Genomic DNA, 18,635 nt, shown 5'->3' with positions numbered 1-18,635 from the left:
CCCCGCAAAAGCGGGGATCCAGGGCCACTCGGACAGGCACGGAATTGCCCTGGATCCCCGCCTTCGCGGGGATGACGAAGGAAAACCGTCGTCGGACTAGGAAAACGCCACAGCCCCTCATTCCAGATAATCCCCCAGCAGGAATTGCAGCGCCTGATCCAGGCGGATGTGCGGCAGGCCGCGCGTTTCGCGGGACAGGTCGGCGGGGGGCTGGAAAGCCATGAAATTGTAGGGGCGATCCTGGCCGGGCGGGAAATCCGCGTCCTCCGGGATCTCGCCGGGGAACAGGACGGTCGGCCGGTCGCGCCCGATCGGCACGCCGCGCACGCAGCGGAGCTGGCGCCCCTCATGCTCGCTGACCACCGTCTCGGTCGACTTCAGCGCGGCGAGGGCCATGGTCTCCACCTGCGCGCCCTCGAACCGGATGCTGGAGCGCGCGTCGGACACCAGCCGGTCGAGAAGGTGGCGCAGGCTGTTGTGCTGGTGCGAGGCAACGTGGTCGGCCTTCGTCGCCGCGAACAGCACGCGGTCGATCTTGGTGCCCAGCAGCCAGTCGAGCCAGCCGGACGCGCCGTGGCGGAAGGGCTCCAGGCTCAGTTCCAGGGCGCGCTTCATGTCGGCCATGCCCGCCGGGCCGGAGTTCAGCGCGCCCAGCACGTCGATCAGCACGATCTGCCGGTCGAGCCGAGCGAAATGGTCGGCGAAGAAGCGGCGCACCACGTTGGTCTTGTAGGCCTCGTACCGGTCCTCCATCAGCGCCCACAGGGTGCCGCGCCCGCGCCGGTCCCCCGGCAGAGGGCAGAAGGTCAGCAACGGCGCGTTCGCCAGATCGCCGGGCTCCACGAAGCGGCCGGGCTGGATCAGGCTGAGCAGGTTTTCCGACCGGCGGCAGGCGTGCAGGTAGTCGGTGTAGAGCGCCGCCCCGCGCCGCGCCTCCTCCTCCTCGGCGGGCGCCGCCGGGTCGATGGTGGCGAGCCAGCCGCGCCAGGACACCGACAGCTCGTCGCGCGGAGGGCGTCCGGCAAGGTCCAGCGTCAGCGCGCTCCACTCCGCGAAGGACTGGTGCAGCAGCGGCAGGTCCAGCAGCCATTCGCCGGGGTAATCGACGATGTCCAGGTTCAGCGTGGCGACCGGCTGGATCGTCCGCTTGATAACCGCGTTCGGGCGGTAGCGCATGGACAGGCGCAACTGCCCGATGCCGCGCGTCGGGTCCGGCCAGACGGGCATCGGGCCGGTCAAGGAGGCGAGATGCTGCTCCAGTTCAAAGCGGGGCACGTCCGGGTCGGGCTGCGGCCGCAGGCGCGACGCCTGGAACCGGCCGGAGGACACCACGTCCAGGAAGGGCAGCCGGCCGGCCTTCAGCAGGTTGTCCACCAGCGCCGTAACGAACACCGTCTTACCGGCGCGGCGCAGGCCGGTGACGCCCAGCCGGACATCCTGTTCCAGGATGTTGCCGGACACGAGATCGCCGGCCCGCCCCAACAGGCGCGAACCGGCGTCGTACAGATCGTTGAAAAGGGGAAGGCGCACGGTCGGGCGGCAGTCTGCGGTGAGGACGGACGCCCCTTATATGGGATAGCGCGCGCCCACTCCCAGATCCTCCCGCTGCGTCAGTTTGCGCCCCCCTACGAAGCGCCGAAATCCAGGCCCCAGGCCTCGTAGCGCTCCGGATCGTTCTCCCAGTCCTCGCGGACCTTCACGAACAGCATCAGGTGGACGCGCTGCTCCAGCATCTCCTCCAGCTCGGTCCGGGCGGCCTGCCCCAGCGCCTTGATTCGGGCGCCGCCCTTGCCCAGCACGATGGCCTTCTGGCTGTCGCGCTGCACGTAGACGACCTGCGAGATCTTGACGGAGCCGTTCTCGAACTCCTCCCACGCCTCGGTCTCCACCGTGGCGGCGTAGGGCAGTTCCTGGTGAAGCTGCTGGAACAGCTTCTCGCGCGTGATCTCCGCCGCCAGCAGGCGCATGGGCATGTCGGAGATCTGGTCCTCCGGGTAATGCCACGGGCCTTCCGGCATGCGGGCGGCCAGGAAGTCGCGCAGATGCTCCACCCCGTCCCCGGTCGAAGCCGACAGCATGAAGATGTCGGTGAAGATGCCCTCGTTGTTGAAGCTCTCGGCGAGGCCCAGCAGCTTTTCGCGCGGAACGAGGTCGATCTTGTTCAGGACCAGGATGGCCTTGCGCCCCTGCTCCTTCAGGCGGGCGATGATGCCCTGCGTGTCGTTGTCGATGCCCCGGCGCGACACGTCGTACAGCACGCCGACCAGGTCCGCGTCCTCCGCCCCCTGCCAGGCCGCCTGCACCATCGCGCGGTCCAGCCGGCGCTTCGGTTTGAAGATGCCGGGGGTGTCCACGAAGATGATCTGGCTGTCGCCGGCGATGGTGATGCCCAGCACGCGCGTGCGCGTCGTCTGCACCTTGGAGCTGACGATGGACACCTTGGAGCCGACCATCGCGTTCAGCAGCGTCGACTTGCCCGCGTTCGGCGCCCCGACCAGCGCCACGAAGCCGCAACGCGGGTGTTCCGGCACATGCCCGCCCCCGCCAGCGTCCTCGTGGGCGTCCTCGCCGGCATCCTCGCCGTCGAAGTCGTCATTCACATCGTCGAAATCGTCGCCGTTCGATTCGTTGTCGTGACCGTCAGTCATCGACCTGCACTCCCATCTGGCGCAGCAAGGCGCTGGCCGCTCGTCGTTCCGCGAGGCGCTTGGACGGGCCTTCGCCGATCACCGGCTTCATGCCCTTCAAGTGCACCGCGATGCGGAACATCGGCTCGTGCGCCGGTCCGCTCTGTTCGATCAACTCATAGGTGGGCAGCGGCTTGTTGTGCCCCTGCGCCCATTCCTGCAACGCCGTCTTCGCGTCCACCGGCGGCGGTTCCGCCCGGTCGATCTGCCCGGCCCAGGCGGAGCGGATGAAGGCCTGCGCCTTCTCCATCCCACCGTCCAGGTACAGGGCGCCGATCACCGCTTCGCAGGCGTCGGCCAGGATGGTGCGGTTGTTGCGCCCGCCCCCCTGCGATTCCGCCGGGGACAGGCGCAGGAAGCGCCCCAGCCCGATGGCGTCGGCGACGCGGCCCAACGCTTCCCGCCGGACCAGCGAGACGTGCCGCTTGGCGAGCGCGCCCTCGCGTTCGTTGGGGAAGCGCTCCAGCAGCCATTCCGCGATGACGAGGCCGAGCACCCGGTCGCCCAGGAACTCCAGCCGTTCGTAATCCTTGCCCGGACCCTGCTCCGGCCGGCCGGCGCCGCGCGGGACGCGCTCCAGCCCCATCAGGCTGGGGTGCGTCACAGCGTCGGCCAGCTTCTCCATATCGGCGAAGCGGTGGCCCAGCGCGGCGGCCAGATCGTCGAGGTTGACGGTCGGCTCCGCCCCATTCTCCGAACCCACGTTTTCGGAACTCGCTTTCTCGGAACTCACCGCAGTCCTACTTCACGCTGTTGAACAGGCGGCCGAAGCGCAGGTCCGCCGGCCAGCGCCAGATCTCGAAGAAGCGCGTCCCGTCTTCCAACGAGAAGAACAGGAATTCGGCGCGGCCGACCAGATTTTCCAGTGGGACATACCCCACCTGCGACGGAACGCGGCTGTCCAGCGAGTTGTCGCGGTTGTCGCCCATCATGAACAGGTGGCCGTCCGGCACCTTGAACACCGGCGTGTTGTCCAGCGGGCCGTTGTCCGTTTCCTCGATGATGCGGTGGACCTTGCCGTTGGGCAGGGTTTCCAGATACTGCGCGACGCGCACCTCGCGGCCCAGGCTGTCGCGGGACACGTAGTCGTCGATCCGCTCGCGCTTCACCGGCTGGCCGTTGATGTGCAGGACGCCGCCGATCATCTGGATCGTGTCGCCGGGCAGGCCGATGACGCGCTTGATGTAGTCGGTCTTGTTGTCGCGCGGCAGCTTGAACACCGCGACGTCGCCGCGCTCCGGCGCGTGGCCCAGGATGCGGCCCTCGAACACCGGCAGGCCGAAGCCGACCGTGTATTTGCTGTAGCCGTAGGAGAATTTGGAGACGAACAGATAGTCGCCGACCAGCAGCGTCGGGATCATCGAGCCCGAGGGGATGTTGAACGGCTCGAACGCGAAGGTGCGCACGCCGAAGGCGATGATCACCGCGTAGAAGACCGTCTTCACCGTTTCGGCAAAGCCGCCTGCCTCTTTGGTCTTGTCAGCCAGGGCTGTCTGCTTGTTCATGGTCATGCGGGGGATGCCGTGGAGGTGGTGATGGGAGCGTCGATCGGTTCGGCGCTGATGATGACGAAGGCTTCCGCCATCGGGTATTCGTCGGTGAGCGTGACGTGGATTCGCGCCTGCATGCCGGGCGGCGTGATCGCCTTCAGCCGCTCCAGCGCGCCGCCCGTCAGCCGCATGGTCGGCTGGCCGGAGGGCAGGTTCACCACCCCCATGTCGCGCCAGAACACCCCGTCGCGGAAGCCGGTGCCGAGCGCCTTGGAGCAGGCCTCCTTCGCCGCGAAGCGCTTGGCGTAGGTGGCGGCCCGCGCGCTGTGCTTGCCGGCGGCCCCGGCGCGGCGTTCGGACTTGGCGCGCTCCACCTCGGTGAAGACGCGGTTGATGAAGCGGTCGCCGAAGCGGTCGAGCGATTGCTCGATTCGGCGGATGTCGATCAGGTCGTTGCCGATGCCCAAAATCATGAGGCCGCCGATCCCGCCGCCACTCCGGTCCGGGCGTCCTTCATCAGCGCGCGCATGCGCTGGATGGCGTTGCCGAGCCCGACGAAGATCGCCTCGCCGATCAGGAAATGCCCGATGTTCAGTTCCACGATGGTCGGGATGGCGGCGACCGCCCCCACCGTCTCGTAGTTCAGGCCGTGGCCGGCGTGGCATTCCAGCCCGATGGCCTCCGCGTGGGCGGCGGCCTTGACGATGCGCGCCAGCTCGGATTCGCGCTCCGGCCCGGCGGGAGCGTCGCAATAGGCGCCCGTGTGCAGTTCCACCACCGGCGCGCCGAGCGCCCTGGCGGCATCGAGCTGCGCCGGCTCCGGGTCGATAAACAGGGAGACGCGCACGCCCGCCGCGCCCAGTTCGTTCACGAAGCGCTTCAGGTGTTCGGTCTGGCCGATCACGTCCAGCCCACCCTCCGTCGTCACCTCCGTCCGCTTTTCCGGGACGAGGCAGGCGGCGTGGGGCCGGTGGCGGAGCGCGATGCCCAGCATTTCCTCCGTCGCCGCCATCTCAAAATTCAGCGGCAGCGAAATTTCGGCGCGCAGGCGTTCGATGTCCGAATCGACGATGTGGCGCCGGTCCTCGCGCAGATGCGCGGTGATGCCGTCGGCCCCGGCCTCGGCGGCGAGCTTTGCCGCGCGCACGGGATCGGGATACCGCCCGCCCCGCGCGTTGCGGACGGTCGCCACATGGTCGATGTTCACGCCGAGGCGGAGAGGACGGGGCACGGACGGACACTCCAGAATGCGCCGCCCCCCGCGGACAGTCGGCGGGAGGGGCTGCCGTCTATATAGCGGGGGTGCGGCGTCCCGTCACGCCCCGCCTTCGCCGATCCGGCCCTCGAGCACCGCAACCGTCACGAATAGCGGATCGTGATGGCCGAGGCGGCCTTCAGCGCCCGTTCCCGCGCGTCGTCGGTGGAAGACCCGGCGGCGAGCGCCACACCCATGCGGCGGTTCTTGCGCGTCGTCGGCTTGCCGAACAGGCGCACGTCCACGTCGTACTCCGGCGTGCCGTGCGTCAGTGCGTCCGCCAGACCGTCGATGGAGAACGCCTCCGCCTCCTGGTCGGCGAGGATGACGGCCGAGGCGGTCGGGCCATGCACCCGGATGCCGGGAATCGGCAGGCCCAGGATGGCGCGGGCGTGCAGGTCGAATTCCGAATAATTCTGCGACAGCAGCGTCACCATGCCCGTGTCGTGCGGCCGGGGCGACAATTCGGAGAAGACCACCTCGTCCTTCGTCACGAAGAACTCGACGCCGAAAATGCCGTAGCCGCCCAGATTGTCCACGACGCGCGTCGCCATCGCCTTGGCGTCGTCCAGCAGGCGGTCCGGCATCGCCACCGGCTGCCAGGATTCCTGATAGTCGCCGCGCTCCTGCCGGTGGCCGATGGGTTCGCAGAACAGCACGCCGTCGCGCGTGCGCACGGTCAGCAGGGTGATTTCGTATTCGAAGGCCACGAACTCCTCGACGATGACCTTCTTCCGGTCGCCGCGCATGTTCGCGACCGCGTAATTCCAGGCGGTCTCCAGTTCCTCCGCGGTGCGGACGGTGCTCTGCCCCTTGCCGGAGGACGACATGACCGGCTTGATGACGCAGGGCAGACCGGTGTGTTCCGCGCCGGCCTTCACCTCCTCCAGGCTTTCGGCGTAGCGGTATTTGGAGGTGCGCAGGCCCAGCTCGGTCGCCGCCACCTCGCGGATGCGGTCGCGGTTCATGGTCATGGTTGCCGCCCGCGCGCTTGGCACCACCGTCAGGCCGGCGTCCTCGAACTCGTGCAGCACTTCGGTCCGAATCGCCTCGATCTCCGGAACGATGAAGTCCGGCCGGTGCTTCGCGATGGCCGCCCGCAGGGCGTTCTCGTCGAGCATGGAGAACACCTCCGCCGCATCGGCCACCTGCATCGCCGGCGCATTGGCGTAGCTGTCGCAGGCGATGACCTCGCAGCCGAGGCGCTTTGCCGCGATGACGAACTCCTTGCCGAGTTCCCCGGAGCCGAGGAGCAGGATTTTGGCCGTGAACATACTGGGAGGACTCCTGTCGATCAGAGCGGACAAACTAGCCGCACCGCGCCTCCGCGTCACGCTCTCACTCCACCACGATCCGCTCCGCGAGCGCCTTCAGCTCGTCCATCGGCGGGTTGTTGCGCGGCCACACGAGGTCGGCGCCGTCCTTCTCGTAGCGCGGCACCACATGGACGTGGATGTGCGGCACCGTCTGCCAGCCGGCCGGCTTGTTGGCCTGGAGCAGCGTGATCCCCTCCGGCGCGAAGGCCGCCTGCACGGCGCGCGCGACCCTGTGCACGGTGCGGAACAGAGCCGCCGCCTCGTCCTCCGTCACGTCCAGGATGGTCGGCGCCGGGCGCTTCAGCGCGACCAGCACATGGCCGGGGTTCACCTGCCCGGCGTCCATGAAGGCGAAGGTCTGGTCGTCCTCATAGACCTTGGCGCAAGGCAGTTCGCCAGCGATAAGTCGGTTGAAGATGGTGGGCGTGGACATGCTTCCTCCCGCTTGTGTTTGCGGGAGTATACCGTCGTTACCGCCCGCGCGCGCGCTCCACGGCGTTAATGGCGGGAGTCGCCCGCAGAGCCGCCATGATGTTGGTCAGGTGCTTGGCGTCCTTCACGTCGATGTCGATCAGCAGCTCGAAGAAGTCGGTGTTGCGGCTGGTGATCTTCAGGTTCGTGATGTTGCCGCCGTTCTTGCCGATGACCGTGGACAGCGTGCCCAGCGAGCCCGGCTCGTTCGCCACGACCAGCGTGATGCGGCCGACATGCTCCTCGGGGTTGTCGGGGCCGATGTCCCAGGCGACGTCGATCCAGCGCTCCGGCGACTCGTGGAAGCTCTCCAGCGTTTCGCAGTCGATGGTATGGATGGTGACGCCCTTGCCGGTGGTCACGATGCCGACGATCCGGTCGCCCGGCAGCGGGTGGCAGCAGCGGGCGTAATGCACCGCCATGCCCGGAATCAGCCCCTTGATCGGCAGCGGCGCGTTGTTGCCCTTGGCCTTCGGCTTGGGCTTCGGGATCGAAATGGCGTTCTTGTCGTCGCCTTCCTTCGGCGTCGCCACATGCGGCTTGTGGCCGGGGAAGACGGCGTGGAAGACCTCGCGGCCCGAATGCAGGCCGGAGCCGACGCTGGCCAGCAGGTCTTCGGCGCTCGGCTGCTGGAAGATCTTGATGACGCCTTCCAGCGCCCGTTCCGAGAACTCGTAGCCTTCGGCCTTGAACTGGCGCTGCAGGATGGCGCGGCCGAGTTCGATGTACTGGGCGCGCTGCTGCGTGCGCAGGAACTTGCGGATGCGCGCCCGCGCCTTGCCGGTGACGACGAAGCGCTCCCACCCCGGCACCGGCGTCTGCGCCTTGGAGGTGATGATGTCGACCTGATCGCCGTTCTGGAGCTGCGTGCGCAGCGGCAGCATGCGGCCGTTGATCTTCGCGCCGACGCAGTGGTCGCCGACCTCCGAGTGGACGGCGTAGGCGAAGTCCACCGGAGTCGCGCCGCGCGGCAGCGCGATCAGGTCGCCCTTCGGCGTGAAGCAGAAGACCTGGTCCTGGAACAGCTCCAGCTTGGTGTGCTCCAGGAACTCCTCGGGCTTCTGGGCGTGCTCCAGGATGTCCAGCAGCTCGCGCAGCCAGCGGTACTCGCGCCCCTGCTGGGTGCGCTGTTCACCCTGCTTGTAGGCCCAGTGGGCGGCGACGCCGAGTTCGCAGATCTCGTGCATGTCGCGGGTGCGGATCTGCACCTCGATCCGGTTGCGCTCCGGGCCGATCACGCCGGTGTGCAGCGAGCGGTAGCCGTTCGGCTTGGGCGTGGAGATGTAGTCCTTGAAGCGCCCCGGCACGACCGGATAGTGGGCGTGGATGATGCCCAGCGCCTGATAGCACTCCGCCACCGAGTCGACCATCACCCGGAAGGCCATGATGTCCGACAGCTGCTCGAAGCTGACGTTCTTGCGTTGCAGCTTGCGCCAGATCGAATAGGCGGTCTTCTCGCGGCCCGAAATGCCGACCTTGGGCAGCCCTTCCTCGGCCAGCCGCTCGCGCAGTTCGTCGATGATGCGCTGGACGCGATTCTCGCCTTCGGAGCGCAGGCGGGCGAGCTGTGCCAGGATGCTGTCGCGCGCGTCGGGGTTCAGCTCCGCGAAGGCGAGGTCTTCCAGCTCGTCCTTCACCTGATGCATGCCGATACGCTCGGCCAGCGGCGCGTAGATCTCGATGGTCTCGCGGGCGATGCGCTTGCGCTTGTCCGGGTTCTTCAGGTGGAACAGCGTGCGCATGTTGTGCAGCCGGTCGGCCAGCTTCACCAGGAGGACGCGGATGTCCTCCGACATGGCCAGCACCAGCTTGCGGAAATTCTCGGCCTGCTTGGCCTGCTCGCTGTGCAGTTCCAGGCGCGACAGCTTGGTCACGCCGTCCACCAGACGGGCGATTTCCTTGCCGAAAAGCTTTTCGATGTCCTCCATCGTCGCGACGGTGTCTTCGACGGTGTCGTGCAGCAGCGCGGTCGCGATGGTCCCGGCGTCCAGCTTCAGCTGCGTCAGGATGCCGGCGACCTCCAGCGGGTGGAGGAAGTAGGGGTCGCCGGAGGCGCGGGTCTGCGACCCGTGCGCCTTCATGGAGAAGACGTAGGCGCGGTTGAGCAGATCCTCGTCGGCCGAGGGGTCGTACGCCTTGACGCGTTCGACAAGCTCATATTGCCGGATCATGGCACCGGACCCGGCGCGCGATGCGCCTTGTTAGCGTGTAGACTGAAAGGGGGCCTTCCGGCCCCCGAACCGTTGCGAGCGGCCAGCGTCAGAGATCCCCATCCGCGTCGCGGCCGGCGACGTCGTCCTCCGTCATGTCGAAGGCCGATTCCGGCGCGCTGTCCATGTCGGAGAGCATGTCCTCGCCCTCGCCCACTTCCTCGGCGTCGCTCATCGCGTCGTCGTCGTCCAGCGAGTTGTCGCTGCGGGCCGCCCAGTCGTGCTCGCCGGCCATCAGCTCGACGATCTCCTCCTCGGGCTCGTCCGGCTCGACGTGCTTCTGGTGGCCCTTGATCAGAGCGTTCTTCAGATGCTCCAGCGTCACCGTCTCGTCCGCGATCTCGCGGAGCGCCACGACGGGGTTCTTGTCGTTGTCGCGGTCGATGGACAGCGGAGCGCCGGACGCGATTTCACGCGCGCGCTGAGCGGCAATCATCACCAGCTCGAACCGGTTCGGAACCTTGAGGACGCAATCTTCGACGGTAACGCGGGCCATACCAAACCAACTCCGGGATCTGCGAAGGCACTCGACTATATTGATGCGTCCGCGTTGGTGCAAGCGCTTCGAGCCATGTCCGCGACGGTGGTCAGCTCCGCCCGCCTTACCCCCACCGCTTTGGGAACCAGAGCGGACACCCCCTTGCTCCAACAAAGCCGAGGCCCTAATTTCTATGTAGGCGAAACGCAATTTCGCGCAGGCCGGACATAAAACACAATCTCTTGTAGAAGGAATACGACATTGGAACGCAATGCGACTTTGCCGAAGGATGTTACTAAGCTGTTTTACAAGGAAGAACGCCTCGCGATGTTCATCGACGGCGCCAATTTGTACGCCGCCGCGCGGGCACTGGGCTTCGACATCGACTACAAGCGCCTTCGCGATGGTTTCGCTTCGGAAGGGCGGCTGGTGCGCGCCTTCTACTACACGGCACTGGTGGAAGATCAGGAATATTCGCCGATTCGTCCGCTGGTCGATTGGCTGGACTACAACGGCTACACCATGGTGACGAAGCCGACCAAGGAATTCACCGACGCGTCCGGCCGGCGCAAGATCAAGGGCAACATGGACATCGAACTCGCCATCGACGTGATGGAGATGGCGGAGCGCGTGGACCACATCCTGCTGTTCTCCGGCGACGGCGACTTCCGCCGGCTGGTCGAGGCCGTGCAGCGCAAGGGCGTGCGCGTCAGCGTGATCAGCACCGTGCGGTCGCAGCCGCCGATGGTCGCCGACGAACTGCGCCGCCAAGCCGACAACTTCATCGAGTTGCAGGATCTCGCCCCCAGCATCGCCCGCATCCACCACCACCGCGACCCGATGATGAGCGCCGGCGGCATGGGTGGCAGCATGAGCGGTGGGATGGGCGGCAGCGACCGCAGCGACCCGAACGGCCTGTACGAGAACGTCTGATCCTGTCGCCGGGGCGCTGGTTCCGAGGCGCTGGGCGGGCGACCGCCTCAGCGCCTCGCGATGGCCGGCCTCAGCGCCTTGGCCGGAATCGAGAACATCGCCAGATAGGTGCGCTGCAGGACGCTGCGGTTGTCGTCCGACACGATGTAGACCAGCAGGTCGCCGTCCGGTCCCGGACGCACCGCGATTCCTTCGAAATTGTCCACCAGCAGCGGCGGCTCCAGCCGGGCGAGTTCCACCCCGTCCATGGTGGCGCCCGGCCGCAGCGACTCGGGACGGACGTGCACGATGCGCGCCGCCCAGCCGCCCAGCAGGGACACCCGCCGCTCCAGCACCAGCGCGCCGCCGTCCGGCAAGGCCGCCGCTCCGGTCGGGCGGAACCGCGGCGCCGCGCGGTAGGTCAGCGGCTGCCAGTCGGACCGCGTCCCCGCCCCTGGCTTGGCAATGCCGGGCTTTCCGATCCAGGCACGGCGCTCCTGCACCCCGTTGTCGTCCCCTTCCTCGATGGCCAACAGGCGCCCGTCGGCCAGCAGGGTCATCGCCTCGATCCCGCTGTTGGGTGAGGCTGCTTCCAGCCCTGGCGGAGTCGGCAGCCGCACCGGCGCGCCTTCGGGGCGGTCCGGTCCGGCCGCGTAGCGCAGGATCCGGTGATTGCGCTCGAAAGACACCAGCCAGCTTCCGTCCGGCAGGCGCACGACCTCTTCCGAATCGTTGCGCCGGCCCCGGTAGGACGGATCCTCGTCCACCGGCAGGATCCGTCCGACGAAGTCTCCGGCACCGGTCAGGCGCCCCTCGGCGTCGTAGGTCAGCCGGCCGCTCAACGTTTTGCCGAGGTCGCTGAGCGCCAGGAAACGGCCGCCGTCAGGGCTGACCCAGAGGCCGGACAGCCCGCCCACGCCGCCACCTTCCGGCAGTTCCAGGGCGCCGCGAAAGCGCAGGGCACCGACCTCCGCCGTGTCGGGACGCCCGGCGTCGAGCGGAACGGTCAGGGAGGCGACGGACGGGCCGGTGCTGCCGGCCATCGCGGCACAGCCGCCGGCCACGGCCAGCGCGCCGAGAAGCGGGATCATCAAGGTTCGCAATCGCATGCGGCCAATCAACCATGGGCCGCCGGATCCGCAAACGCCTTTTCGGGCTTGCCGACGGCCCGTCCGGGCCAACCCGGCGGGCGCATAGGCCCTACCTCCCCGGTCGTTGATGTGCAAACGATCAGTGTATGCGGTCCGAGTTACCCCACCAGAACCAATTCGAGAGTGGGGCGAAGCGCATAAATTGTTCTCGACCTTACCAAAACGTCACCTGCTCCAGCCGAGAACCGCGTGATGCCAATTCCTCCCCGGTCACAGCCGGTCACCCTGCCCCCGGATCGTCCCGCCACCGGTCCGGACGCGCCGGAGGACCCGCTTGCCGCGCGGATTCGGGAATTGGAATCCGAACTGCGCGAGTTGCAGCATCGTGCCAAGAACAGCCTCCAGCTCGTCATCAGCCTGCTGAAGCTGCAAACCGGCCGCATCCGCGACCCCGACGCCCGCGCCGCCTACGAGCAGACCCTGGTCCGCATCGAGGCATTGGCGATCCTCTACCGCCAGCTTCACGAGTCCGGAACCGGCACCCATGTGGACCTCAGCCGCTATGTGGAGGCTCTGGCCGACGCCGTGAAGCACGGCACGCCCGGCGGCCTCGCCAACGTCCCCATCGAGGTGAACAGCGACCCGATCCAGATCGGCCTGTACGAAGCAATGCCGCTGGGGCTGATCACGGCGGAACTGCTCACCAACAGCCTGCACCACGCCTATCCGGAACAGGGCTGGATCAAGGTGTCCATCACGCAGGAGACCAACGGCCGCGCCCGCCTGACCGTGGAGGACAACGGCCGTGCCCTGCCCGCCGGGTTCGACACGACGGCGGAGGACGGGCTGATGCTGGCCGAGGCCCTGGCCGCGCAACTGGGCGACACCCTGTCCACCGACAGCGACGCCACCGGCACCACCGCCAGCGTGTCCTTCCCGGTTTAGGAGCGGCAACGGCGCTCAGTCGTGGGCGTGCTCATGGTCATGGTGCCCGTGATCGTGGTGCTCATGCGGAAATTCCGGGGCGGGCGCAGCCTTGACGGTGCCGGCCAAATAATCGCGAATCGCCTGGACCGGATCGGCTTCGGTCGTGGTCACGGGCTCGATGCCACGGCGGCGCATGTGGTTGATGAAGCCCTGACCCGAGCTGCCCGTAATCACCACCTGCACCTCATCGATGGGGTGCGGGCGGCCGTCGCCGGCGAGGTGCAGCACCTCGTCCTCGGCCAGCTCGATGCACTTGATCTCGACGGGTTCCCGACCGGCCTCGGCCTCGAACACCAGGAAGCGACGGGTGCGCCCCCCATGGGTCGCGATGCTGCGGAAATCCTGGGTGCCAACAGCGAACTTCATGCAAAACCTCCCCCGGTGGCGAGCGCGTCACCGTCGCACGACGGATTGTCGCGCAAACTGAGGGAAGTCAATTCGCGTTAAAGGATTTCCGTTTCGTCGGAGCGAATCACGTCCGTCCACTTGCGCTCCAGCCGGCGCAGCGTGCGGTAGGTCACCTCGAAATCCTGGCTGTCGCCGTCGGTGCGGATCAACCCTTCGGAATGGACGGACGCCATGTGGCGCAGACGGTCGCACAGTTCCATGCCCTTGGCCGACAGCTTCAGCCGGGCGGCGCGCTTGTCGCGCGGCGAGGCGGTGCGGTCCACATAGCCCATGTCGACGAGCTGCTTCAGATTGTAGGACGCATTGGAGCCCAGGTAATAGCCGCGCTCGATCAGGTCGCGGACGCTGATCTCGCCGTTGGAGATGTTCAGCAGCATCATGACCTGCACCGGGCTGATGTCGTCCACGCCGATGCGCCCCAGTTCGATGCGCAGCACGTCGAGGAAGCGGCGGTGCATCCTTTCGATGATGCGCGCCACCTCATGGTACATCTGGGTGGCCGTCGCCTTGTCCTTGCGCGCGGCGTCTTCGGGCGGGGGCTGAACGAGCGTGGACATGGGCCTCGGGGTCTGCCTGGAAGGTCGGGAACGCGTCTCCGGAATGGAAATACCCTAGGGAGCGAACTGTTTAAGATATGTTAACTGTGAAAGGCGAGAGTGACGGGCATCGTCATCACCCCTTCATCCAGCCTTCACGCCGGGTGCGCATGTCCTCTTTTTGTCACGGCTTTTTCTTTCGCCGGCTGCGCGCGACCGCCGGAGCGGCGGCCCTGGCCGCCGGCTTGGCGGTCCTGCCGCTGACCGGCTGCGTGACGCTGGGCGACGGTGCGGCGAAGCCATCGGCCCAAGGCCAGGGAGCACAAGCTCAGGGGGGCAACTACGCGTCCCTGATGCGCATCGCCGCCCAGGCGCAGTCCCAAGGCGACCTGAACACCGCCAGTACGCTGTTCGGCCGCGCGCACGAGACCGCTCCGGACAAGGTCGAACCGCTGCTCGGCCTTGCCAACGCCCTGACGGATCTCGGCCGCCCCCGTGAGGCGCTGGACGCGTGGCGTTCCGCCCTGACCCGCGAGCCGGCCAACCCCGACGCTCTGCGCGGCTATGGGCGCGCGCTGATCGCCATGGACCAGCCGCAGGAGGCCGCGCGCCAATACGCCTCCTTGCTCAGCCGCGATCCGAAAGACGTGCGCGCGCTGACCGGGATCGGCGTGGCGAAGGACATGATGGGCGACCATGCTGGGGCGCAGGCGCAGTACAGCGCCGCCCTGGCGCTCGCCCCGAACGACCGGAACACGCGGAACAATCTGGGGTTTTCGTTGCTGCTGTCGGGCAAGGCGGCCGAGGCCATCGCGATCCTGGAACCGCTCGCCCGCGACCCGGCGGCCACGGCCCAGCAGCGGCAGAACCTCGCGCTGGCCTACGGCCTCGCCGGCCGCGACGACGAAGCGGCGCGCACCGCGCGCCTCGACCTGGACGAGACGGCGGTGCAGCAGAACCTCGCCTATTACCGCGAAGCCCGCGCGGGCGGCCGGACGGTGGACATCCCGCGTTGAACGTTTGCGCCGTTGGGTTGAGGCTCGGCCTCAACCCACCAACCACCGCCCGTCAGCCCTGGCGGTAGTTCGGCGACTCGTTGGTGATCGTGATGTCGTGGACGTGGCTTTCGCGCAGGCCCGCGTTGGTGATGCGGACGAACTCGCACTTCGTCTGCATGTCCGCGATGGACTTGCTGCCGGTGTAGCCCATGGCCGCGCGCAGGCCGCCGACGAGCTGGTGGATCACCGCCGACATCGGCCCCTTGTAGGGCACGCGGCCTTCGACGCCCTCCGGCACCAGCTTCATGGTGGAGACTTCCTGCTGGAAGTAGCGGTCGGCCGAGCCACGCGCCATAGCGCCCACCGAGCCCATGCCGCGGTAGCTCTTGTAGGAGCGGCCCTGGTACAGGATCACCTCGCCGGGGCTCTCGTCGGTGCCGGCGAACAGGCTGCCGAGCATCGCCACGCTGGCGCCCGCCGCAATGGCCTTGGCGAGGTCGCCGGAGAACTTGATGCCGCCGTCGGCGATCACCGGGATGCCCAGCTTCTCGCAGGTCTCGACCACGTCCATGATGGCGGTCAGCTGCGGCACGCCGACGCCCGCGACGATGCGGGTGGTGCAGATGGAGCCTGGACCGATGCCGACCTTCACGGCGTCGGCGCCGGCGTCGATCAGCGCCTTGGCCGCGTCACCGGTGGCGACGTTGCCGGCGATGACCTGCGTGTAGTTGGACAGGTTGCGCGCGGCGCGCACCTGGTCCAACACCTTTTGCGAATGGCCGTGCGCGGTGTCCACCACCAGCACGTCCACGCCCGCGTCGAACAGCGCCTCCGCCCGGCGCAGCCCGTCCGGGCCGGTGCCGGTGGCGGCTGCGACGCGCAGGCGCCCCTGGGCGTCCTTGCAGGCGTTCGGATAGGCCTGCGCCTTTTCGATGTCCTTCACGGTGACCAGACCGATGCAGCGCTGATCCTCGTCCACCACCACCAGCTTTTCGATGCGGTGCTTGTGCAGCAGGTGCTTGGCCTCGCCCTGGCTGACGCCCTCGCGGACCGAGACAACGTTCTTGGTCATCAGTTCGCTGACCGGCTGCTTCGGGTCGCTGGCGAAGCGCACGTCGCGGTTGGTCAGGATGCCGACCAGCTTGCCGGTGCCGCGGGCGTCGAGGCTTTCCACCACCGGAATGCCGGAGATGCGGTAGTCGGCCATCAGCTGCAGCGCGTCCGCCAGCGTGGCGCCGGGGGTGATGGTGATCGGGTTCACCACCATGCCGGATTCGTACCGCTTGACCTTGCGGACTTCCTCGGCCTGCTGCTCGATGGTCAGGTTGCGGTGGACGACGCCGATGCCGCCGGCCTGGGCCATGGCGATGGCGAGGCTGCTTTCGGTCACCGTGTCCATGGCCGACGACATCAGCGGGATGCCCAGCTCGATGGACTTGGTCAGGCGGGTGCGGGTGTCCACCTCGTTCGGCAGAACCGAACTTTCGGCCGGAACCAAGAGGACGTCGTCGAAGGTCAGGGCTTCGCGAATCGAGGTGGAACGGGCCATCGTCGGTCTCCCGGAAGAAAAGGCAGCCTGGAAAAAATTTGGCGCACTATACACAAGACCATGGGCTTGTGAAGGCGCCAGCACCACAATTTGTCGTGTGCGGAGCCGCAACCGCGCAAGCCAGCCATGACCTGCGCGAACGGCCCGCAGCCTGCGGTCGAGTTGAAGCGGATTTCAATCCGCTTTGGACCGCGACCGCGGTCCCGGCCTCTCGCGGGAACTTCGTTCCCGCTGGCGGCAGGCGGATGCCAAAGGCATCCGCTGAGAGCCGCGCGTGCGGCCGAAGCCCGGCTGGCGTGTGAAGGCATATGAATCGAAAGCGAATGGCAATTCGCTTTAGTCGTTCACATTGGCGCCCCGGAAACCCGTGGCGACCACGTAGGTTTCCGAGGATTCGGCCCGGCTGGCCGGCGGCTTCGCATGGCGGACAGTCGCGAAATCGCGCTTCAGCCGCTCCAGCAGCGACTTTTCCGCCCCGCCCTGGAACAGCTTGGCGACGAAGGCCCCGCCGGGAGCCAGCACCTCTTCCGCGAAGTCGTAGGCGGCCTCGGCCAGCGCCATGATGCGCAGGTGGTCGGTCGCCTGATGGCCGATGGTGGGCGCTGCCATGTCGCTGAGCACCAGGTCGGCCGGTCCGCCCAGCGCGTCCTTCAGCCGCTCCGCAGCCCCTTCCTCCAGGAAATCGGCCTGCATGGTGGTGGCGCCGGGCACCGGATCCATGGGCAGGATGTCCAGCCCCACGACCTTCCAGCCATCCTTGGCGGTCTGCACCTTCTCCACCGCCACCTGAGTCCAGCCGCCGGGGGCGGCACCCAGGTCCACCACGCGCTTGCCGGGGCCGAGCAGACGGAACTTCTCGTCGAGCTGCAGCAGCTTGAAGGCCGCGCGCGACCGGAAGCCGCGCTTCGTCGCCTCGTGCACATAGGGGTCGTTCAGGTGCCGCTCCAGCCAGCGGGCCGACGATGTGGACCGCTTGGCGGCGGTCTTCACGCGGACGGTGGCGCGGCGTCCGCCCGGCTTGGAGGAGGACGGGGGCTTTCCAACCATGATCTCACAGTTCCTTAATACAATTCCCGCGCCGAGCCGATCAGCTCCACCAAGATGCCTTCCCGCAGGCCGCGGTCGGCGATGCGCAGGCGCTCCACCGGCCAACAGTCGCAGAGCGCTTCCAGCACCGCGCAGCCGGCGATCACGAGGTCGGCGCGGTCGTGACCGATGCAGGGATGCCGCGCCCGGCCGTCGAAGTCCAGCGTGACGAGCCGTTCGATGACCGCGCGGGCGTGGTCGATGCGCAGGAAGCTGCCGTCCACCGCCCGCCGGTCGTACCGCCCGAGCCCCAGATGCACCCCGGCGAGCGTCGTCACCGTGCCCGACGTGCCGAGCATCTGCACCCGCCCGGCCATGACGAGATCGCGGATCCCGTTGCGTGCCTCGAATCCGGCGATGGCGGAGGCGACCTCGTCCACCATGCGCCTATACATGGCGGGCGTAACCTCGGGGCCGCCGAACTGTTCGGTCAGGCCGATGACTCCGCACTGGATGGAGATCTGGTCGAGGATGCGGGGCGCCCTGCCCTTCTCCAAAGCCAGCCACATCAGCTCCGTCGATCCGCCGCCGATGTCGAAGACCACCGCATAGGGAATCTGCGGGTCGAGCAAAGAGGCGCATCCGGCCAGCGCCAGCCGCCCTTCCTCCTGGCTGGAGATGATCTCGATGGCGATGCCGGTTTCGCGCTCCACCGCGTCGATGAACTCGTTGCAGTTCCGGGCGCGCCGACAGGCCTCCGTCGCCACGGCCCGGGCGGCGGTGACGCCGCGGCGCTCGATCTTGGAGCCGCAGACCTTCAGGGCGGCGATGGTGCGCTCCATCGCCGAGTCCGACAACTGGTCGTGACGGGTCAGCCCTTCGCCGAGCCGGACGATGCGCGAAAAGGCGTCGATGACACGGAAACCGCCGGGCATGGCCCGCGCGATGAGCAGGCGGCAGTTGTTGGTGCCGAGATCGATCGCGGCGAAGACAGGGCGTGCGGGCGCCAACGAACGCAACCGTCCGGTGTCGTTCTGCCGCTCGCTGTGCACCTGTAGGTCCACGAATCCTCCCCGCCGCGCTGAAGAGAAACATACTAACCCGGTTTCAGCGCCGCGCGAAACCCCACGAATGGCGAGGTTTGACCAATCCCCGGCCAATCCAACCTTCCGCGCACAAAAAAAGTCTATACAAGCGCCGGAGCCTTTGCTAAAAGAGCGC

19 protein-coding genes are annotated in these 18,635 nt (G+C 67.6%); 3 read left to right on the top strand and 16 right to left on the bottom strand.

The annotated features are described in order from the left end of the window. Positions 1–117: 117 nt before the first annotated feature. From ACSVC7_RS10925 to rpoZ, 10 genes are all read right to left on the bottom strand, one after another. Positions 118–1,530 (bottom strand): YcjX family GTP-binding protein, encoded by a 1,413-nt coding sequence (locus tag ACSVC7_RS10925; RefSeq protein WP_448204246.1) that lies wholly within the window; start codon positions 1,528–1,530, stop codon positions 118–120. Between the two features lie 95 nt (positions 1,531–1,625). Next, positions 1,626–2,648, bottom strand: coding sequence for a GTPase Era (gene era / locus ACSVC7_RS10920; protein ID WP_448204247.1), 1,023 nt, complete (start codon positions 2,646–2,648; stop codon positions 1,626–1,628). Further along, positions 2,641–3,390, bottom strand: a complete 750-nt coding sequence (rnc, locus tag ACSVC7_RS10915; protein ID WP_448204248.1) for a ribonuclease III — start codon at positions 3,388–3,390, stop codon at positions 2,641–2,643. Before rnc ends, era begins: the two co-directional genes overlap by 8 nt. Positions 3,391–3,427: 37 nt before the next feature. Further along, positions 3,428–4,198 (bottom strand): signal peptidase I, encoded by a 771-nt coding sequence (lepB, locus tag ACSVC7_RS10910; protein ID WP_448204249.1) that lies wholly within the window; start codon positions 4,196–4,198, stop codon positions 3,428–3,430. Next, entirely contained in the window at positions 4,195–4,650 is a 456-nt protein-coding gene (acpS, locus tag ACSVC7_RS10905; protein WP_448204250.1) for a holo-ACP synthase, read from the bottom strand. The genes lepB and acpS overlap by 4 nt, the downstream gene beginning before the upstream one ends. Beyond that, positions 4,647–5,408 (bottom strand): pyridoxine 5'-phosphate synthase, encoded by a 762-nt coding sequence (locus tag ACSVC7_RS10900; RefSeq protein ID WP_448204251.1) that lies wholly within the window; start codon positions 5,406–5,408, stop codon positions 4,647–4,649. Before ACSVC7_RS10900 ends, acpS begins: the two co-directional genes overlap by 4 nt. Positions 5,409–5,536: 128 nt before the next feature. Further along, positions 5,537–6,706 (bottom strand): formate-dependent phosphoribosylglycinamide formyltransferase, encoded by a 1,170-nt coding sequence (gene purT, locus ACSVC7_RS10895; protein WP_448204252.1) that lies wholly within the window; start codon positions 6,704–6,706, stop codon positions 5,537–5,539. 64 nt (positions 6,707–6,770) lie between these two features. Further along, the gene (locus ACSVC7_RS10890) at positions 6,771–7,181 is read right to left on the bottom strand and encodes an HIT family protein (RefSeq protein ID WP_448204253.1); all 411 of its coding nucleotides are present in this window, start codon (positions 7,179–7,181) and stop codon (positions 6,771–6,773) included. Between the two features lie 37 nt (positions 7,182–7,218). Further along, a complete protein-coding gene (locus ACSVC7_RS10885) occupies positions 7,219–9,390 on the bottom strand; it encodes a RelA/SpoT family protein (protein WP_448204254.1) in 2,172 nt (723 codons plus the stop codon). A gap of 88 nt (positions 9,391–9,478) precedes the next feature. After that, positions 9,479–9,925 carry a DNA-directed RNA polymerase subunit omega gene (gene rpoZ / locus ACSVC7_RS10880; protein WP_448204255.1) on the bottom strand — a complete coding sequence of 149 codons (447 nt, stop codon included), beginning with the start codon at positions 9,923–9,925 and terminating at the stop codon, positions 9,479–9,481. Positions 9,926–10,234: 309 nt separating this feature from the next. Here rpoZ and ACSVC7_RS10875 point away from each other — a divergent pair, with 309 nt between their 5' ends. After that, entirely contained in the window at positions 10,235–10,840 is a 606-nt protein-coding gene (locus ACSVC7_RS10875) for a LabA-like NYN domain-containing protein (protein WP_448204256.1), read from the top strand. A gap of 47 nt (positions 10,841–10,887) precedes the next feature. Here the strand turns inward: ACSVC7_RS10875 and ACSVC7_RS10870 are convergent, their stop codons facing one another. Further along, a complete protein-coding gene (locus ACSVC7_RS10870; RefSeq protein WP_448204257.1) occupies positions 10,888–11,910 on the bottom strand; it encodes an esterase-like activity of phytase family protein in 1,023 nt (340 codons plus the stop codon). Between the two features lie 252 nt (positions 11,911–12,162). Between ACSVC7_RS10870 and ACSVC7_RS10865 the strand changes: the two genes are divergently transcribed. Then, positions 12,163–12,855 carry a sensor histidine kinase gene (locus tag ACSVC7_RS10865; RefSeq protein WP_448204258.1) on the top strand — a complete coding sequence of 231 codons (693 nt, stop codon included), beginning with the start codon at positions 12,163–12,165 and terminating at the stop codon, positions 12,853–12,855. Positions 12,856–12,870: 15 nt separating this feature from the next. Here the strand turns inward: ACSVC7_RS10865 and ACSVC7_RS10860 are convergent, their stop codons facing one another. Further along, a complete protein-coding gene (locus tag ACSVC7_RS10860; protein ID WP_448204259.1) occupies positions 12,871–13,263 on the bottom strand; it encodes a NifB/NifX family molybdenum-iron cluster-binding protein in 393 nt (130 codons plus the stop codon). Positions 13,264–13,340: 77 nt separating this feature from the next. Continuing rightward, positions 13,341–13,862: a MarR family transcriptional regulator gene (locus ACSVC7_RS10855; protein ID WP_448204260.1), complete on the bottom strand. Its 522-nt coding sequence runs from the start codon at positions 13,860–13,862 to the stop codon at positions 13,341–13,343. Between the two features lie 149 nt (positions 13,863–14,011). On the opposite strand from ACSVC7_RS10855, the gene ACSVC7_RS10850 reads away from it, so the two are divergent. Further along, positions 14,012–14,857, top strand: coding sequence for a tetratricopeptide repeat protein (locus ACSVC7_RS10850; protein ID WP_448204261.1), 846 nt, complete (start codon positions 14,012–14,014; stop codon positions 14,855–14,857). Positions 14,858–14,909: 52 nt separating this feature from the next. Here ACSVC7_RS10850 and guaB read toward each other — a convergent pair whose 3' ends face one another. From guaB to ACSVC7_RS10835, 3 genes are all read right to left on the bottom strand, one after another. Further along, positions 14,910–16,388, bottom strand: a complete 1,479-nt coding sequence (gene guaB, locus ACSVC7_RS10845) for an IMP dehydrogenase (protein WP_448204262.1) — start codon at positions 16,386–16,388, stop codon at positions 14,910–14,912. A 336-nt stretch (positions 16,389–16,724) separates the two neighbouring features. After that, complete coding sequence (locus ACSVC7_RS10840; protein WP_448204263.1) at positions 16,725–17,435, bottom strand: RlmE family RNA methyltransferase; 711 nt, start codon at positions 17,433–17,435, stop codon at positions 16,725–16,727. Positions 17,436–17,449: 14 nt separating this feature from the next. Continuing rightward, a complete protein-coding gene (locus ACSVC7_RS10835) occupies positions 17,450–18,478 on the bottom strand; it encodes a Ppx/GppA phosphatase family protein (RefSeq protein WP_448204264.1) in 1,029 nt (342 codons plus the stop codon). Positions 18,479–18,635 lie beyond the last annotated feature (157 nt).

This window comes from Azospirillum mesophilum, from assembly GCF_053470405.2.
This window is presented reverse-complemented; position numbering and strand designations above follow the sequence as displayed.

What these genes read in the sequence shown, in the direction of transcription:
- ACSVC7_RS10855 (WP_448204260.1), bottom strand. Translation starts at nt 13,862, where the DNA reads ATGTCCACGCTCGTTCAGCCCCCGCCCGAAGACGCCGCGCGCAAGGAC.
- ACSVC7_RS10865 (WP_448204258.1), top strand. Translation starts at nt 12,163, where the DNA reads ATGCCAATTCCTCCCCGGTCACAGCCGGTCACCCTGCCCCCGGATCGT.
- ACSVC7_RS10885 (WP_448204254.1), bottom strand. Translation starts at nt 9,390, where the DNA reads ATGATCCGGCAATATGAGCTTGTCGAACGCGTCAAGGCGTACGACCCC.
- era (WP_448204247.1), bottom strand. Translation starts at nt 2,648, where the DNA reads ATGACTGACGGTCACGACAACGAATCGAACGGCGACGATTTCGACGAT.
- ACSVC7_RS10890 (WP_448204253.1), bottom strand. Translation starts at nt 7,181, where the DNA reads ATGTCCACGCCCACCATCTTCAACCGACTTATCGCTGGCGAACTGCCT.
- ACSVC7_RS10875 (WP_448204256.1), top strand. Translation starts at nt 10,235, where the DNA reads ATGTTCATCGACGGCGCCAATTTGTACGCCGCCGCGCGGGCACTGGGC.
- ACSVC7_RS10840 (WP_448204263.1), bottom strand. Translation starts at nt 17,435, where the DNA reads ATGGTTGGAAAGCCCCCGTCCTCCTCCAAGCCGGGCGGACGCCGCGCC.
- acpS (WP_448204250.1), bottom strand. Translation starts at nt 4,650, where the DNA reads ATGATTTTGGGCATCGGCAACGACCTGATCGACATCCGCCGAATCGAG.
- lepB (WP_448204249.1), bottom strand. Translation starts at nt 4,198, where the DNA reads ATGACCATGAACAAGCAGACAGCCCTGGCTGACAAGACCAAAGAGGCA.
- guaB (WP_448204262.1), bottom strand. Translation starts at nt 16,388, where the DNA reads ATGGCCCGTTCCACCTCGATTCGCGAAGCCCTGACCTTCGACGACGTC.
- rpoZ (WP_448204255.1), bottom strand. Translation starts at nt 9,925, where the DNA reads ATGGCCCGCGTTACCGTCGAAGATTGCGTCCTCAAGGTTCCGAACCGG.
- ACSVC7_RS10850 (WP_448204261.1), top strand. Translation starts at nt 14,012, where the DNA reads ATGTCCTCTTTTTGTCACGGCTTTTTCTTTCGCCGGCTGCGCGCGACC.
- purT (WP_448204252.1), bottom strand. Translation starts at nt 6,706, where the DNA reads ATGTTCACGGCCAAAATCCTGCTCCTCGGCTCCGGGGAACTCGGCAAG.
- ACSVC7_RS10860 (WP_448204259.1), bottom strand. Translation starts at nt 13,263, where the DNA reads ATGAAGTTCGCTGTTGGCACCCAGGATTTCCGCAGCATCGCGACCCAT.
- ACSVC7_RS10870 (WP_448204257.1), bottom strand. Translation starts at nt 11,910, where the DNA reads ATGATCCCGCTTCTCGGCGCGCTGGCCGTGGCCGGCGGCTGTGCCGCG.